14 protein-coding genes are annotated in these 14,670 nt (G+C 74.0%); 3 read left to right on the plus strand and 11 right to left on the minus strand.

Annotated features, from left to right (window positions below; all coding sequences use genetic code 11):
* Nucleotides 1–53 precede the first annotated feature (53 nt).
* Together ABD234_RS09030 and ABD234_RS09035 are read right to left on the minus strand one after the other, a co-directional pair.
* Nucleotides 54–467, minus strand: coding sequence for a DUF3817 domain-containing protein (locus ABD234_RS09030; protein ID WP_038371237.1), 414 nt, complete (start codon nt 465–467; stop codon nt 54–56).
* Complete coding sequence (locus ABD234_RS09035; RefSeq protein ID WP_051486616.1) at nt 436–1,380, minus strand: SURF1 family protein; 945 nt, start codon at nt 1,378–1,380, stop codon at nt 436–438. The genes ABD234_RS09030 and ABD234_RS09035 overlap by 32 nt, the downstream gene beginning before the upstream one ends.
* Nucleotides 1,381–1,582: 202 nt before the next feature.
* Here ABD234_RS09035 and pta point away from each other — a divergent pair, with 202 nt between their 5' ends.
* From pta to ABD234_RS09050, 3 genes are read left to right on the plus strand one after another with little or no spacing between them, the layout of a single operon-like run.
* Complete coding sequence (pta, locus tag ABD234_RS09040; RefSeq protein WP_232226213.1) at nt 1,583–3,670, plus strand: phosphate acetyltransferase; 2,088 nt, start codon at nt 1,583–1,585, stop codon at nt 3,668–3,670.
* Nucleotides 3,671–3,721: 51 nt separating this feature from the next.
* Entirely contained in the window at nt 3,722–4,960 is a 1,239-nt protein-coding gene (locus ABD234_RS09045; protein WP_038371235.1) for an acetate kinase, read from the plus strand.
* Between the two features lie 51 nt (nt 4,961–5,011).
* Complete coding sequence (locus ABD234_RS09050; protein ID WP_051486584.1) at nt 5,012–5,773, plus strand: hypothetical protein; 762 nt, start codon at nt 5,012–5,014, stop codon at nt 5,771–5,773.
* 12 nt (nt 5,774–5,785) lie between these two features.
* Here ABD234_RS09050 and ABD234_RS09055 read toward each other — a convergent pair whose 3' ends face one another.
* The 9 genes from ABD234_RS09055 to ABD234_RS09095 form a co-directional block, all read right to left on the minus strand.
* The gene (locus ABD234_RS09055) at nt 5,786–6,424 is read right to left on the minus strand and encodes a biliverdin-producing heme oxygenase (RefSeq protein WP_038371234.1); all 639 of its coding nucleotides are present in this window, start codon (nt 6,422–6,424) and stop codon (nt 5,786–5,788) included.
* A 117-nt stretch (nt 6,425–6,541) separates the two neighbouring features.
* Complete coding sequence (locus ABD234_RS09060; protein ID WP_038371233.1) at nt 6,542–7,168, minus strand: hypothetical protein; 627 nt, start codon at nt 7,166–7,168, stop codon at nt 6,542–6,544.
* The gene (locus tag ABD234_RS09065) at nt 7,165–8,217 is read right to left on the minus strand and encodes a hypothetical protein (protein ID WP_038371231.1); all 1,053 of its coding nucleotides are present in this window, start codon (nt 8,215–8,217) and stop codon (nt 7,165–7,167) included. Before ABD234_RS09065 ends, ABD234_RS09060 begins: the two co-directional genes overlap by 4 nt.
* Nucleotides 8,218–8,224: 7 nt before the next feature.
* Nucleotides 8,225–9,334, minus strand: coding sequence for a GuaB3 family IMP dehydrogenase-related protein (locus ABD234_RS09070; RefSeq protein WP_198025363.1), 1,110 nt, complete (start codon nt 9,332–9,334; stop codon nt 8,225–8,227).
* Nucleotides 9,335–9,341: 7 nt separating this feature from the next.
* Nucleotides 9,342–10,088 carry an exonuclease domain-containing protein gene (locus ABD234_RS09075; protein WP_038371228.1) on the minus strand — a complete coding sequence of 249 codons (747 nt, stop codon included), beginning with the start codon at nt 10,086–10,088 and terminating at the stop codon, nt 9,342–9,344.
* Nucleotides 10,089–10,342: 254 nt separating this feature from the next.
* Nucleotides 10,343–11,845 (minus strand): IMP dehydrogenase, encoded by a 1,503-nt coding sequence (gene guaB, locus ABD234_RS09080; RefSeq protein ID WP_038371227.1) that lies wholly within the window; start codon nt 11,843–11,845, stop codon nt 10,343–10,345.
* Nucleotides 11,846–12,007: 162 nt separating this feature from the next.
* Nucleotides 12,008–12,787, minus strand: coding sequence for a hypothetical protein (locus ABD234_RS09085; RefSeq protein ID WP_084148302.1), 780 nt, complete (start codon nt 12,785–12,787; stop codon nt 12,008–12,010).
* Between the two features lie 7 nt (nt 12,788–12,794).
* The gene (locus ABD234_RS09090) at nt 12,795–13,913 is read right to left on the minus strand and encodes a pseudouridine synthase (RefSeq protein ID WP_232226212.1); all 1,119 of its coding nucleotides are present in this window, start codon (nt 13,911–13,913) and stop codon (nt 12,795–12,797) included.
* A complete protein-coding gene (locus tag ABD234_RS09095; RefSeq protein ID WP_038371225.1) occupies nt 13,910–14,605 on the minus strand; it encodes a hypothetical protein in 696 nt (231 codons plus the stop codon). Before ABD234_RS09095 ends, ABD234_RS09090 begins: the two co-directional genes overlap by 4 nt.
* Nucleotides 14,606–14,670: the final 65 nt, after the last annotated feature.

The following is a 14,670-nucleotide window of genomic DNA, read 5'->3' on the forward strand; positions in this document are numbered from 1 at the left end:
ACGGTGGTCCCGCGGCCGCACGACGGCGCGGTCGGCGGGCCCGACGTCCCGGCTCAGCGCCGCGGGTGCTCCTCGTCCTGCAGCGTGGGGCGCTGGCGGAGGTCGCTCTCCATCTTCTGGTGGGTCCAGCGCTCGCCGAAGAAGGAGAGCACCGGCACCACGCCGAACAGCATGAGCAGCAGCATCCGCGGCAGGGACCACCGCATGCGCATCCACAGGTCGAAGGACAGGACCACGTAGACCATGTAGATCACGCCGTGGATGGGCGACCAGGTCTGCGAGATGGTCTCCCAGGTGTGGGAGGTCGAGGTGAACAGCCCCTCGCCGTGGTAGACGCCGTAGCGCATCACCATGATCGACACCAGCACCAGCAGGGCGATGCCCTCGGCGAAGGACGCGAAGCGGTAGCGGGCGAACGAGGCGCGGATCGCGACCTCATCGAGTGGTCGCGGAGTCGGGGTCGACACCAGTCACGTCCTTCGGGTCGTTCGGGTTCTGAGGGGTCGGGGCCAAGGCATCGGGGTCCGATGCGGCCGGGCCCGATGCGGCCGGATCCGATGCGGTCGGGGCCGATGCGGTCGGACCCGGGGCGGCCGGGCCGTCCGCGGGCTGCAGGCTCGCCTCGAGGCGGGCGCGCTCATCGGCCCGCTGGTCAAGATACGCGGTGCGCACGGAGCGCCACCACAGGTACAGGAAGAAGCCGCCGAACAGCACCCACTGGGCGGCGTAGCCGATGTTCTGCCAGTCCAGTCCGCGGGAGAAGGCGGACTGCGCGGCGGGCATCGGCGAGAGCCCATCGGCCGCGGAGGTCTGGGCGAGATAGCCGGAGTACATCGGCTCGCCCCACTCGTTGACCAGCAGCGGGGTCGCGATCTCCTGGGCGACGTGCCCGGAGACGCCGTCGGTGGCGGCCTCGCTCGCCTCGAGCAGCCCGGTCACCTCGATCTCCCCCGCCGGGACCGCCGGGGCGAGGGCCGGGTCGACCTCGCCGTCGGGACCGGTGGCATCGGCCGCGGGCATCCAGCCGCGCGCCACGGGCAGGCGGGCCTCGCCGCCGTCCGGCTGGACGACGTGCAGGGCGCTCACCACGATCACGGCCTCCTGGCCGTCGATGCGGCGCCCGGGCACGAGGATCTGCTCGGCGGGATCGAAGGTGCCGCGGGCCACCACCGGATCCCCGGCGCGCTCGTTGGTGACGGGCTCGCCCAGCAGCAGCGCGTCCTCGAGGGCCACGGCCGGATCGGTGGGCTCGGATCGGCTGGTGATCGCCCGATGCGCCCGGTCCCACTGCCAGGTGGCCAGCAGTCCGCACACCAGGGTCGCCGCGACCATCAGGGCGAGGAGCCCGAGGAAGCGGGGGCGCAGGGCGGTGCGGAGCATGGCCTGCATGGTACGGAGCCGCCCTGGGAGGGCGCGCCGCTCGTGTCCGATACCTCACCGGCCATCGGCGGTCCGCGGGGACCGGCCATCGGCCGCCCGCGGGCGCATCGCCGCCGCACGGAGCCGGCGGCCCGCCGCGGGATCCGTCCGACCTCTGCGGACTCCCCGGTTCTGCACGGATCGGACATCTATCCTGAATCGCGTGACCCAGTGCCAGAGTGTGTATGTCGCCAGCCCTGAGGGATTGACCGGGAAGTCCACCGTCGCGTTCGGACTCCTCGAGGCGCTCGCCGCGCGGTCGGACCGCGTGGGCGTCTTCAGACCGGTGTACAAGGCCGGCGCCGGGCGGGACGAGGCGGTCGAGCTGCTCATCGCCCATCCGGCCGTCAGCCAGGACTACGAGGAGGCGCTCGGCGTCGACTCCCAGGCGGCCCTGGCCGACCCGGAGGCCGCGCACGAGGCGATCCTGCGCCGCTACCACGCCCTGGCCGAGCGCTACGCCGTGCTGGTGGTGCTGGGCTCGGACTACGACTCCGTCGCCAACCCCACCGAGCTCGCCTTCAACGCGGAGGTCGCCGCGAACCTCGGCGCCCCCGTCGTCATCGTCGTCTCCGGCCTCGAGCGCCGCCCCGAGGAGATCGCCGGCCTCGCCGTGGTGTCCGTCGGCGAGTTCTCCTCCCACCACGCCGCCCCGATCGCCCTGATCGTCAACCGCTCCGCGGCCGACGCCCTCGAGGACATCCGCGGCGCCGTCTCCGCCAAGCTCGGCGAAGGCATGATCGTCGCGGCCGTGCCGGAGAACCCCGTGATCATGGCGCCGACGGTCGCCGCCATCCAGGAGGCCGTGGAGGGCACCCTGGTCCAGGGCAGCACCGAATGGCTGGGCCGCGTGTCCCTGGGCACGGTGGTCGCGGCGATGAGCCTGCCCAACGTGCTGCGGCGCCTCAGCGAGAACTGCACGGTCGTCGCCCCCGGGGACCGCTACGACCTGCTGCCGGGCCTGTTCATGGCCCAGCAGTCCGGCGCCCATCCGGCGCTGTCCTCGATCGTGCTCACCGGCGGCTACGAGATCCCCCAGGAGATCACCGACCTCGTCGAGGGGCTCGGCCAGGACCTGCCGGTGATCGCCACCGAGCACTCGACCTTCGACGCCGCCGTGAAGATCGCCGGCACCTCCAGCCGCCTGACCGCGGACAGCGCCCAGAAGGTCGATGCCGCCCGCCGCGCCGCCAGCGAGCACCTGCCGCTGGAGGCGCTGCTGGAGCGCATCGACGTCTCCCGCTCCGACGTGGTCACGCCGATGATGTTCGAGTTCGAGCTGCTGGCCCGCGCCCGCGGCGAGAAGAAGCGGATCGTGCTGCCCGAGGGCGACGAGCCGCGCATCCTCGCCGCCGCCGAGTCGATCCTCGCCCGCGGCGTCGCGGACCTCATCCTGCTGGGCGACGAGAACGCGATCCGGGCGAAGGCGGCGCTGCTGGGCCACGACATCTCCGAGGCGACGGTGGTCTCCCCGCAGGACCCGGAGCTGCTGGAGAAGTACGCCGCGGAGTACGCCCGCCTGCGCGCCAAGAAGGGCGTCACCCTGGAGCAGGCCCGCGAGCGCATCCAGGACGTCTCCTACTTCGGCACGATGATGGTGCAGATGGGCGAGGCCGACGGCATGGTCTCCGGCGCCGTGCACTCGACCGCCCACACCATCCGCCCCAGCTTCGAGATCATCAAGACCCGGCCCGACGCGAAGATCGTCTCCTCCGTGTTCCTCATGGCGCTGCAGGACCGGGTGCTGGTGTACGGGGACTGCGCCGTGAACCCCGACCCGAGCGCCGAGCAGCTGGCCGACATCGCCGCGCAGTCCGCGGCGACGGCCGTGCAGTTCGGGATCGAGCCGCGGGTGGCGATGCTGTCCTACTCGACCGGCTCCTCCGGCTCCGGGGCCGATGTGGACAAGGTCCGCGAGGCCACCGAGGCCGTGCGCGCCCACCATCCGGAGCTCAGCGTCGAGGGCCCCATCCAGTACGACGCCGCGGTGGACGCCTCGGTCGCCAAGACCAAGCTGCCCGACTCCGCGGTCGCCGGCCGGGCCACGGTCTTCGTGTTCCCGGACCTGAACACGGGCAACAACACCTACAAAGCGGTGCAGCGCTCCGCCGGCGCGATCGCCATCGGCCCCGTGCTGCAGGGCCTGAACAAGCCGGTCAACGACCTCTCGCGCGGCGCGCTGGTCGACGACATCATCAACACGGTGATCATCACCGCGATCCAGGCGCAGTCCCAGCCCGCCGGCGCCTGATCCGCCCGCCGCCTCGCCTCCCCCGCCCGCCTCCGACCCTCCGAGGAACCCATGCCCGCACCTGCAGCCGACGCCGCCCGCGTCCTCGTCATCAACTCCGGCTCCTCCTCCCTGAAGTTCCAGCTGGTCACGCCCGGGACCGGCGAGGTCCATGCCTCCGGGATCGTCGAGCGCATCGGCCAGAGCACCGGCCGCGCGAGCATCGAGACGGGCGGGGCCGAGGGCCGCGAGACGTCTGTCGAGACGGAGGTCCCCGACCATGTCGAGGCCATGCGCGTGGTCGAGCGGCTGTTCTCCGAGGTCGGCATCGCGCTGCAGGACGACCGCATCATCGCGGTCGGCCACCGCGTCGTCCAGGGCGGGGCGCGGTTCTCCGAGCCCACCCTGATCGACTCGTGGGTGCGCGAGCAGATCGAGGACCTCGGCGCCCTCGCCCCGCTGCACAACTACGCGGCCGTCGACGGGATCGACGGGGCCCGCGCCCTGCTGCCCCATGTCCCGCACGTGGCCGTGTTCGACACCGCCTTCTTCACCGGCCTGCCCGCCGCCAGCGCGACCTACGCCCTGAATCGCGAGATCGCCGCGGAGTATCGGATCCGCCGCTACGGCGCCCACGGCACCAGCCACCGCTACGTCTCCGAGACCGTGAGCGCCCTGCTGGCGGCCCGAGGCCGGGACGTCTCGGACCTGCGCCAGATCGTGCTGCACCTGGGCAACGGCGCCTCCGCCTCGGCGGTGCGCGGCGGCCGGCCCCTCGACACCTCCATGGGTCTGACCCCGCTGGAGGGACTGGTGATGGGCACGCGCACGGGAGACATCGACCCCTCGGTGTACGTCCATCTGCAGCGCCAGGGGAACCTCTCCCCCGCCGAGGTCGACACCATCCTCAACAAGCGCTCCGGGATGCAGGGGCTGTGCGGCATGAGCGACTTCCGCGACATCGAGGCCGCCGTCGAGGCGGGGGACGACCAGGCCGCCCTCGCCCTGGACGTCTACGTGCACCGGCTGCGCAAGTACATCGGCTCCTACGCCTTCGCGCTCGGCGGGATCGACGCGATCACCTTCACCGCCGGGATCGGGGAGAACGCCGCCCTGGTGCGGCGGCGCGCGCTCGAGGGGCTCGAGGCGTTCGGGATCGTCCTGGACGAGGACGCGAACGCCGTGCGGTCCAAGGAGGCGCGGCTCATCTCCGCCCCCGAGTCCGCCGTCGCGGTGCTGGTCGTGCCCACCGACGAGGAGCGTGCGATCGCCCGCCAGGCGGCCGAGGTCGCGGGGCGGCCCGCTTCCTGATATCTCTGTCGTACTGCCTCGCAGCGGGGCACCTGAGGGAGGGGACCCACCATGAGCTACGTCGACCCGTACAGCGGCGGCACGTCCGGCGGTACCCAGGGGCCCGGCCCGTACGGGTCGTCCCCGGCGCCCGGCGGGTCGGGCTACGGCTCGGCGCCCTCGGCCGGCCCGGACTACGGCGCCCCGTCCTACGGCTCCTCCGCCTCCAGCGCTCCGGGCGCCCCGAGCCAGTTCGTCCCGGCCGGCGCCGGCTACGGGTCCCCGGCAGGCAGCGGCTACGGAGCCCCGTCGGGCCCCGGGTACGGCGCACCGCGCAAGCGCAAGGGCATCAAGCGCACGATCTTCGGGGCGCTCGGCCTGATCGCGAACGCGATCGGCCTGGTGGTGATGCCGGTGCTCGCCGGCATCATCGCGGCGACGATCACGGTGGGGACCGGCGAGGGCGCCATCCCGCTGGGCCCCTCGGGCGGCACCTTCACCGCCGACACCATGAGCGTGCATTCGATCGCCGTCCCGGCGTCGGAGGCCGCGACCGCCGAATGCACCGCCACGGGCGCCAGCCTGGAGCGAGAGCTCAACACGTACACCGCCGGCGAGATCGACGGCGTCGACTACGTCGAGATCTACGACGTCCGCGCGGCGAGCGGCGAGGTCACGGTCGAATGCACGGGCGTCTCCGCGGTCGCCTACACCGAGATGGGGATGGCCGGCACCCTCATCGGCCTGGGGATCGGGTTCGTCATCCCGATCGGCCTCGGCCTCGTCTCGCTGGTCCTGCTGATCTGGGGGATCATCGCCCTGATCCGGTCCTGACCGGCCGGGGGCTCAGCGCTCGAGCGCGTCGAACAGCTCCGCCGCCAGGCGGTAGCCCTCCTTCGCCTCGGCCAGGAACGCGGCCTGCACGGCCGGATCCACGATGCCGTCCAGGCGCTCGCGGTAGGCGTCCTTGTACCGCTTCGGCGAGCCGAGCGCGGAGAAGTCCCACAGCCGGCCCTGCTCGGGCGGCACCCCGTAATGGCGCGCCACCAGGGCCCCGATCGCCTGCCCGCCGGAGAGGTCGCCGAGGTAGCGCAGATAGTGGTGCGCCAGCAGCGCGGGCACCGGGGCGCCGGCGAGGCGCCGCGCATACCGGGAGGTGACCTCGAGCGGCGGGTCGACCCGGGGCCGCGGCCCGAACCGTGCGGCAAGGTCCGCCCGGATCGCCTCGGCACGCGCCAGCCGCGGGTCGTGGAAGGCGGCGGCGAGGGGGTCCCGTGCGGCCGCCGCGGAGATCGCGTCCTCGAGCGCCTCGTAGATCGGCAGGTACTGGGCGACCAGCCGCCAGTAGTCGGCCTCGTCCCGGCGCCCGCCCAGCAGCGCGCCGATGAACCCGCTCTGCTCGGCGGCCTCGTGCTCGGCCCGCGTCTGCGTGCGCAGACGCTCGGAGAACGGCGCGTCCGGTGCGGGACCTGCGGTGCTGTGCATGGCTCCTCCTGCCGTGCGCCACCACGAGGGTGATGACGCGGTGTCAGAACCAGCATGCGCGCGATCCGCGCGCGGGGCAAGGCCCGAGGGGGCAGGAGCGTGGCAGGCGGGCGGCGGTCAGCGGTGGCGTCGTCGGGCGCGCTGCAGACCCCCGGCGCAGGCGCGCAGCCATGCCTCGTCGTCGCGGGCGAGGCGGCCGTCCCACGAGATGTCCAGGGCGCGGGCCATCTCGTGGCGCCGGCGCGCATCCATCGTCGTCACGGCATCCAGCGGGATCTCGCAGGCGCCCGCGGGGACCTCCCGGGGTCGATCCTCCGCCGCCCGGGGATCCTGCCCGGGGGACGCGGAGGGGAAGCCCGACGAGACCCGGATCCAGGGGGTCTCCGCCTCGCTCGCCTCGACCTCCTGTGCGGCGTGCTCGGCGGCCGAGCCGGAGCGCATGCTCGCCCTCCCCTCCCCGGCGTCCGGTCGGGACGGCAGATCGGGCCGCGACCCCTGGGCGGCGCTCCCGTCCGGCCGGAGCGCTGCGGCGAGCCGGGCGCCGGGCAGCCCCAGCGGCAGCCAGATGACCAGGAACAGCACCAGCACGAGGCTGAGGAACCCGGTGGAGGGCTGCAGCAGATGGGGAAGGATGTAGGGGATCATCCGGGGCTCGAGGACCCAGGGCACGAAGTCCAGCAGGATCGCGCCGGCCAGGACCACGGCGAGCAGCAGCGAGACCGCAGCACGTGCGATGCCGCTCATCGCTCCTCCCCCATCTCGTCCGCATCCGTGTCCGCGGTCTCGCCAGAGCCCGCTGCGGCCGCGTCGGCGGGCGGGCTCGCGGAGGAGGCGTAGCTCGAGGATTCGTAGAGCGTGGTCGAGGTGTACACCGAGCCGAGGGAGGCCGAGCCGGACGCCGTGCTCGCCCCGGACGCCGTGCTCGCCCCGGCCCCCGGGGACGGCGCGGCGTCGGGACCCTGCGGGGCATCGGCCGCAGCGGAGTCCGGGGCGGGAGTCGCCGCGAGAGCGGCGGCAGAGCCGAGGTCGAGGCCGGATTCAGTTGCAGGAGCGGCTTCCGGGGCAGGAGGAGTGTCCGAGGCAGGAGCGGAGTCCGCGGCACGGGAAGACCCCGGGGCGGGAGAAATGCCGGCGGCGGGCGCCGGACCGGGCTCCGGTGCGGGCTCGGGGACGTCTCCGGGCCCGCCGATGTCCGCTCCGCGCAGCAGCAGGATCTCCAGCAGCGCGCGGGCACCGCCGGGGGTCGCGTACTCGGGACGCCACGGCATCTGGTGCTGGGCGGCGAGGGCGCGCAGCTGCTCGGTCGTCCGATGCAGCACGGGGACGTCGCCGCCCGTCCCAGGGAGGTGCAGCCCGCGGGCGAGGCTCTCCGGCACGGGCGCGCTCTCCTGCGCGGAGAGGGCGCCTGGGCCGGCGCCGCCGCGCCGCCGCTCCCCGTCGCGGTCCCGCCGCCGCTCCTGGCGTCGCCGCTCCCGCAGCCGGCGCTGACGCCGGGTGGCCTCCGCGGTGGCCTCGGCGGCGCGGCCGCGCAGCCGCGCGAGGGGTATGGCGAACAGGAGCACGACCAGTACGACGATCAGGACGATGCTCCCCTGCCGGGACAGGATCCCGGCCAGCTCCCCGTTGAGCACGGTCTCCAGCCGACGACCCGCCTGCAGGAGGATCATCTCCGCGAGCGACCATCCGGAGCTCGTGGGCAGGTACAGCAGCGGGATGCTCACCGCCAGCGCCACCGATCCGAGGATCACGGTGGCGGTCCGGCCGGGGGCCGCGGCGCGGCGGGGGCGCGTCATCGCTGCCTCAGGTGGTGACGACGACCTCGACGCGCTGGAACTCCTTGAGGTCCAGGTAGCCCGTCGTGGCCATGGCGTGCCGCAGCGCCCCGACGAGGTTGGTGGTTCCCTCGGCGTTCAGGCCGGGCCCGTAGAGGATCTGCTCGAGCGGGGCGACCGTGCCAACCTCGACGCGGTGCCCGCGGGGCAGCACGGGATGGTGGGCCTCGCTGCCCCAGTGGTGGCCGGCGCCGGGGGCCTCCTCGGCGCGGGCGAGCGCCGCCCCGACCATGAGGCCGTCGGCGCCGCAGGCGATCGCCTTGACGAGGTCCCCGGAGCGGCCCAGGCCGCCGTCGGCGATGACGTGCACGTACCGGCCGCCGGACTCGTCCATGTAGTCCCGGCGCGCGGCCGCGACATCGGCCACCGCCGTGGCCAGCGGCACCTGGATGCCGAGGGTCTCGCGGGTGGTGTGGGAGGCGCCGCCGCCGAAGCCGACGAGCACGCCGGCCGCGCCGGTGCGCATGAGGTGCAGGGCCGCCGTGTAGGTCGCGCAGCCGCCGACGATGACGGGGACGTCCAGCTCGTAGATGAACCGCTTGAGGTTCAGCGGCTCGCGGTCGCTGGAGACGTGCTCCGCCGAGACCGTCGTCCCGCGGATGAAGAAGAGGTCCACGCCGGCGTCGACCACGGTGCGCCAGTGCTCCTGGGTGCGCTGCGGGGACAGGGCCCCGGCCGCCGTCACGCCGGCTTCCCGCAGCTCGCCGATGCGCGCGGTGATCAGCTCGGGCTGCACCGGCGCGGCGTAGGCGTCCCGCAGGACCTGCACGACCTCGCCCTCGGAGGCGTTCGCGATCCGCTCCAGCTGGGCGGTCGGGTCCTCGTGCCGGGTCCACAGGCCCTCGAGGTCCAGCACGCCCAGCCCGCCGTGGCGGCCCAGCTCGATCGCCGTGGCCGGGGACATGAGGGAGTCCATCGGCGCAGCGAAGATCGGGATGTCGAAGTGGTAGGCGTCCACCTGCCACGCGGTGGAGACGTCCTCCGGGTCGCGGGTGCGGCGGGAGGGGACCACTGCCACGTCGTCGAAGCTGTAGCTGCGTCGTCCCCGCTTGTTGCGGCCGATCTCGATCTCGCTCATCACCGGGTCAGTCTACCGGCGCGGGAACGGCGACGTCGGCGATCGGCCAGTCCAGCGGCACATCGGGCGTGCGACCCCGGCTGGAGAGGAACTTGTTGAAGTTCTCCGCCCAGTCGCGGTGCCAGGTCATCTGCTGCTGGTGCAGCTCCGCGAGAGGCATCGCGCCGAGGGCGTCGAACTTCGTCACCTGCGCGCGCAGCACGTCCAGGGTGGCGGAGACGTCGACGTCCGCCGTGTGCAGGCGGCCGTCCTGGTGGATGCCGTAGACCTCGAGGAGGTCGGTGAGGGTGCGCTTGCCCTTGCGGTAGCGGTCCAGGCCACGGTCCAGGACCAGCGGGTCGATCATCGGGGCGATCTGCCGGCCCAGACGCTCGGCGAGGGTCGGAAGGCCCAGCCGGCGCAGCTCGTTCTCGAGGATCGCCACGTCGAAGCTGCCGTTGAAGGCGACCAGCGGCACGTCCCGGGACAGGGCATCGGCCAGCATCCCGGCGACCTCGTCGAGCGCGGGGCCGGGGGCCGCGCCGTGCTCGCGGGCGTGCTCGGTGCTGATCCCGTGGATCCGTGCGGCCTGCTCCGGGATCGGGACCCCCGGGTCGATCAGCCAGGTGGCGACCGTTTCGTTCTCCCGCCCGGGGCCCACCGAATGGACCAGGGCCGCGGTGACGATCCGGTCCGTCGCGACGTCCGTCCCGGTCGTCTCGGTGTCGAAGCCCAGCAGGGGTGCGGAGGTCCAGGCCGGCGGTGCGATGCTCATGCCTCCAGGGTAGGTGCGATCACGGACAGGCCTGGTCCGTCATCCACAACGCGGGGGCCGGGGCCGCGCCGTCTCTCCCGCGACACGGGATCGCCTGTGCACGGACGGCGGCCTCAGAGCCTCGAGCCAGGCAATCGCCTGGCTCGCGGCTCTGAGACCGCCTTTCGTGTTCGCAGCCGGGATCGATCGGCGGCGGGCGGGAGCTCCGCTCGGGCCCGGGGCCCTGGCGGGTCAGCGGGCGGCGCCGGGGCCGGTCAGCGCGCGGAGTAGTTCGGGGCCTCGACGATCGCGGCGAGGTCGTGGGGGTGGGACTCCTTGAGGCCGGCCGCGGTGATGCGCACGAAACGGCCCTTCTCCTTGAGCTCCGGGACGGTGTGCGCGCCGACGTAGAACATCGACTGGGCGAGGCCGCCGACCATCTGGTGGACCACGCCGGCCAGCGGACCGCGGTAGGAGACGCGGCCCTCGATGCCCTCGGGGACGATCTTGTCGTCGCTGGAGACATCGGCCTGGAAGTAGCGGTCCTTGGAGAAGGACTTCTTGCCGCGCGAGGCCATCGCCCCCAGCGAGCCCATGCCGCGGTAGGACTTGAACTGCTTGCCGTTGACCAGCACGACCTCGCCCGGGGACTCCTCGGTCCCCGCGAGCAGCGAGCCGACCATGACGGTGTCCGCGCCGGCCACGAGGGCCTTGGCGATATCGCCGGAGTACTGCAGGCCGCCGTCGCCGATCAGCGGGACGCCCGCGGGGCCGCAGGCCTGGGCGGCCTCATGGATCGCGGTGATCTGCGGCACGCCGACGCCGGCGACCACGCGGGTGGTGCAGATCGAGCCGGGGCCGACGCCGACCTTCACGGCGTCCGCGCCCGCGTCCACCAGCGCCTGGGCACCGGCCCGGGTGGCGACGTTGCCGCCGATCACCTGGACGCCGCGGAAGTAGGAGTCGCCCTTGATGCGGGCGATCATCTCCAGGGCGAGGCGGGCATGGCCGTTGGCGGTGTCGACCACGAGCACGTCCACGCCCGCGTCGCGCAGGGCCCCGGCGCGGTCGATCGAATCGCCGAAGAATCCGACGCCCGCACCCACCAGCAGACGGCCCTGGCCGTCCTTGGAGGCGTCGGGGAACTGCTCGGACTTCACGAAGTCCTTCACCGTGATCAGGCCGGTGAGCTTGCCGTCGGCGTCCACCAGCGGCAGGCGCTCGCGCTTGTTGCGGCGCAGCAGGGCCGTGGCCTCCTCGGAGGAGACGTCCGACGGGGCGGTGAACAGCGGCTGGGAGGTCATCACGTCGCCCACGCGGGTGCTCGCCCACTCGGCGACGGGGATGAAGCGCAGGTCGCGGTTGGTGCAGATGCCCAGCAGCGTGCCCTCCGCGTCGACCACGGGGAGGCCGGAGACGCGGAACTGGCCGCAGACGGAGTCGAAGTCCTCGAGGGTGGCCTCGGGGCCGATGGTCACCGGGTTGGTGATGCGGCCCGTCTGGGTGCGCTTGACGAGGTCGACCTCATGGGCCTGGTCCTCGATGGAGAGGTTGCGGTGGAGGATGCCGATGCCGCCGTGGCGGGCCATGGCGATGGCCATGCGCGCCTCGGTGACGGTGTCCATGGCGGCGCTCGCGAGCGGCACGCGCAGGGAGATCTCCTTGGTGAGGCGACTGGTCGTGTCCGCCTCGGAGGGGATGACGTCGGTCTCTCCCGGCAGCAGGAGGACGTCGTCGTAGGTCAGGCCGATGAAACCGAACGGATCCGCACTCGTCATGCACCGATGCTACCCGCGGGGCGGCGCCCCGATCAGCCTCGGGGGACGTGGCACCGGACACCCCGGCGGCGCACCGGCGGGCGGGCGGGCTCCTCGGCCGATGGCGGGCACACCGGTCCGCCCCGGGAGCGGCCCCGGGCGCGCCGGCGCGCCGACGGCTGCTCAGCCGCCGCCCCCCGAGGGCGGCTCCTTGCCGCCGAGCACCCGGCGGGCGTGGTCGAAGTCGCGCTGGAAGGCCGCCTCGTCGTGCGCGTACTCCTCCCGCCAGGGCATGCCGATGCGCTGGGCCATCTCCTGGTGCGCGTCCGCGCGGCGGCGGCGCCGGGCCTCGGCCAGCAGCACGGGGCGGGGCGGGGCGGCACGCAGCCCGGCCGCGGACTGCAGGGCGCGCAGCCCGTCGAAGCCGGCGTCGTCCCAGCCGATGTTCGGGATCCGCCACTGCCGGGCGGCCTGGTCCTCGGGCCGCTCCGGGGCGCCGATGCCGATCAGCGCCTCGTACCCGCGCTCGGCCTCGCCCACGGCGTAGACGACCTCGGACACGGGCACCGGCTCCCCCGTGCGCAGCCCGCGCCGCAGGCGGACGGTGCCGGCGGCCTCGTCCAGCAGCACCACCCGATGGGTGGCGATCATCGGCACCAGCGCCCACAGCGCCAGCAGCGCCCACAGCAGCAGCCAGCCCAGCAGCATCTGCGCGGCCATCGGCTCGAGCAGCCTCACCAGGGGTCCGCCCGCGCCGGCGGCGACGCGGGCGTCGCGCCACTGCTCGAGGCCGGCCGCGACGAAGGGGGCCAGCAGCAGGGAGACCATCGGCAGGCCGATGAGCGCTCCGGGGAGGTATCGCGCGCGGATGCTCGGGCCCACCAGCACGAGGCCGTCGCGGGTGCGGCGCGGGGAGGGCGCGGCCTCCTCCAGGGCGCCCGGCGCGCCGTCCTCGTCCACCATCACGCCCTCAGGGTACGCGGCGGCCGCTGATCAGCTCGCGCGGGGCGCCCGTGATCGGGTCGCGGAACGCCAGGCGCAGGGCCAGCAGGTGCAGCACCGGGTCCTCGGGGCCGAGGGCCCGCACCTGCGGGTAGAGGTCGTCGCCCAGGATCGGGGCGCCGCGATGGGCCAGCTGCACGCGCAGCTGATGGGTGCGCCCGGTGCGCGGCATGAGGGCGAGGTCCCGCACCCCCGGCGCGGAGCCCAGCACCCGCACGTGCGTGAGGGCGTTGGGCTCGCCGGGCACGACCTGCGTCTGCAGCGCGCCGCGGCGCCGCACGAGCCGGTCGCGCAGGGTGAAGGCCTCCCCCGGCGCCCAGCTCGGCCCGTCCTGCGCGGGCGGTCCGTCCTGAGCGGCCGGTCCGTCTTGCGCGGGCGGCCCGTCCTGCGCGGGCGGCTCCTGGACGCGTGCGCGGTACTCCTTCTCGACCTCGCCGCGCGCGAAGAGGCTCTGGTAGGCGGCCCGCTCCTCGGGGCGGATGCCGAAGGCGAGCACGCCTGCGGTGCGTCGGTCCAGGCGGTGCAGCGGCGTGAGGGTCTCGATCCCGGTGAGGCGCCGCAGCCGCACCAGGGCGCTGGAGCGGATGTGCGCGCCGCGGGGCATGGTCGCCATGTCGTGGGGCTTGTCCAGGACCAGCAGGTGCTCGTCGTGCAGGAGGATCGGCAGCGCGACCTCGGGGACGTGCTCGGGGGCGAGCTCGCGGTGCAGCCACAGCTCGGTGCCGGGGGCGAGCTCCTCATCGGCCGCGACCGGGCGCCCGGAGCCCCGGACGATCTCCCCGCGGGCGAAGCGCAGCGCGAGGTCGGTGGCCGCCGGGTCGCGCAGGGCGGGCAGCCGCGCGGCGAGCGCGTCGAGGGCCCGTCCGCCGGCCTCGAGCCGCACCCGCAGGGGGTCCAGCCCCTCGCGCTGCGGCAGCGGCGGGGTGGGACGCCGCAGGCGGCGCCGGGCGGCGCGGCCCGGGCGGGCCCCCGGGGCGGGCTGGTCGGCACCGGATGCGGGGTGGTCGGCACCCGATGCGGGGTGGCCGGCGTCCGGGGCGCGCCCGGCGCCCGCGGCGGGCCCGCCGGGCCCGGAGCCCTCGCTCACAGGCCCCAGATGACGAAGGTCAGCACGTTGTGCGCGACGTAGAAGGCCGCCAGGCCCAGCAGCACGAGGTGGGGGTGGCGGTCGATGAAGGAAAGCGCATGGGGCTCCAGGGCGTGCAGCTCGCGGGGCGTGATGAGCTCGATGTCGCGCACCTCCACCCCGGCGGCGCGGGCCCGCTCGACCATGGCATGCTGGGCGCCGAAGCCGAAGAAGCGCCCGGAGACGTTGACCAGGCGCCGCCCTCCGCGGTCCAGCACGAAGACCCCGTCGTAGGGGGAGCCGGAGCGCTCGAGCATCTCCGCCGGGGAGGCCCCGCGGTCGATCTGCTGCACCGCGACGACGCGGCCCACCTCGGCCCAGGTCATGGTGATGCTGCGGCGGAACAGGCCGTGCACGTCCACGCCGACGTCGGTCAGCTGCAGCCAGGTGGTGACGATCCGCGCGACCATCACGATGCTCGCGGCCAGCACGAGCACCCACCCAAGCAGCGGCAGGGTGAACACGAGGTCGTGGAGCATCAGCGGGTGGTTCCACAGGCGCTGGCCCACGAAGCTGATGAGCACGAGGAACTCGAGGACGATGACGAACACGAAGGATGCGAGGACGGTGCCGATCACCGCGGGGGCGGGCGGCCCGAAGATCCGGGTGGACTGCGCGACGGGCGAGCTGTCACGGCGGCCTGGTCGGCTCACGGATCCCCTCCCCTCCTGTGTGGACTGCGACGACGTCATAGTAGGCCGCTCGCCCGTCCGGGAGG

It is taken from the genome of Brachybacterium phenoliresistens (assembly GCF_039530785.1).
Classification (GTDB): Bacteria; Actinomycetota; Actinomycetes; order Actinomycetales; family Dermabacteraceae; genus Brachybacterium; species Brachybacterium phenoliresistens.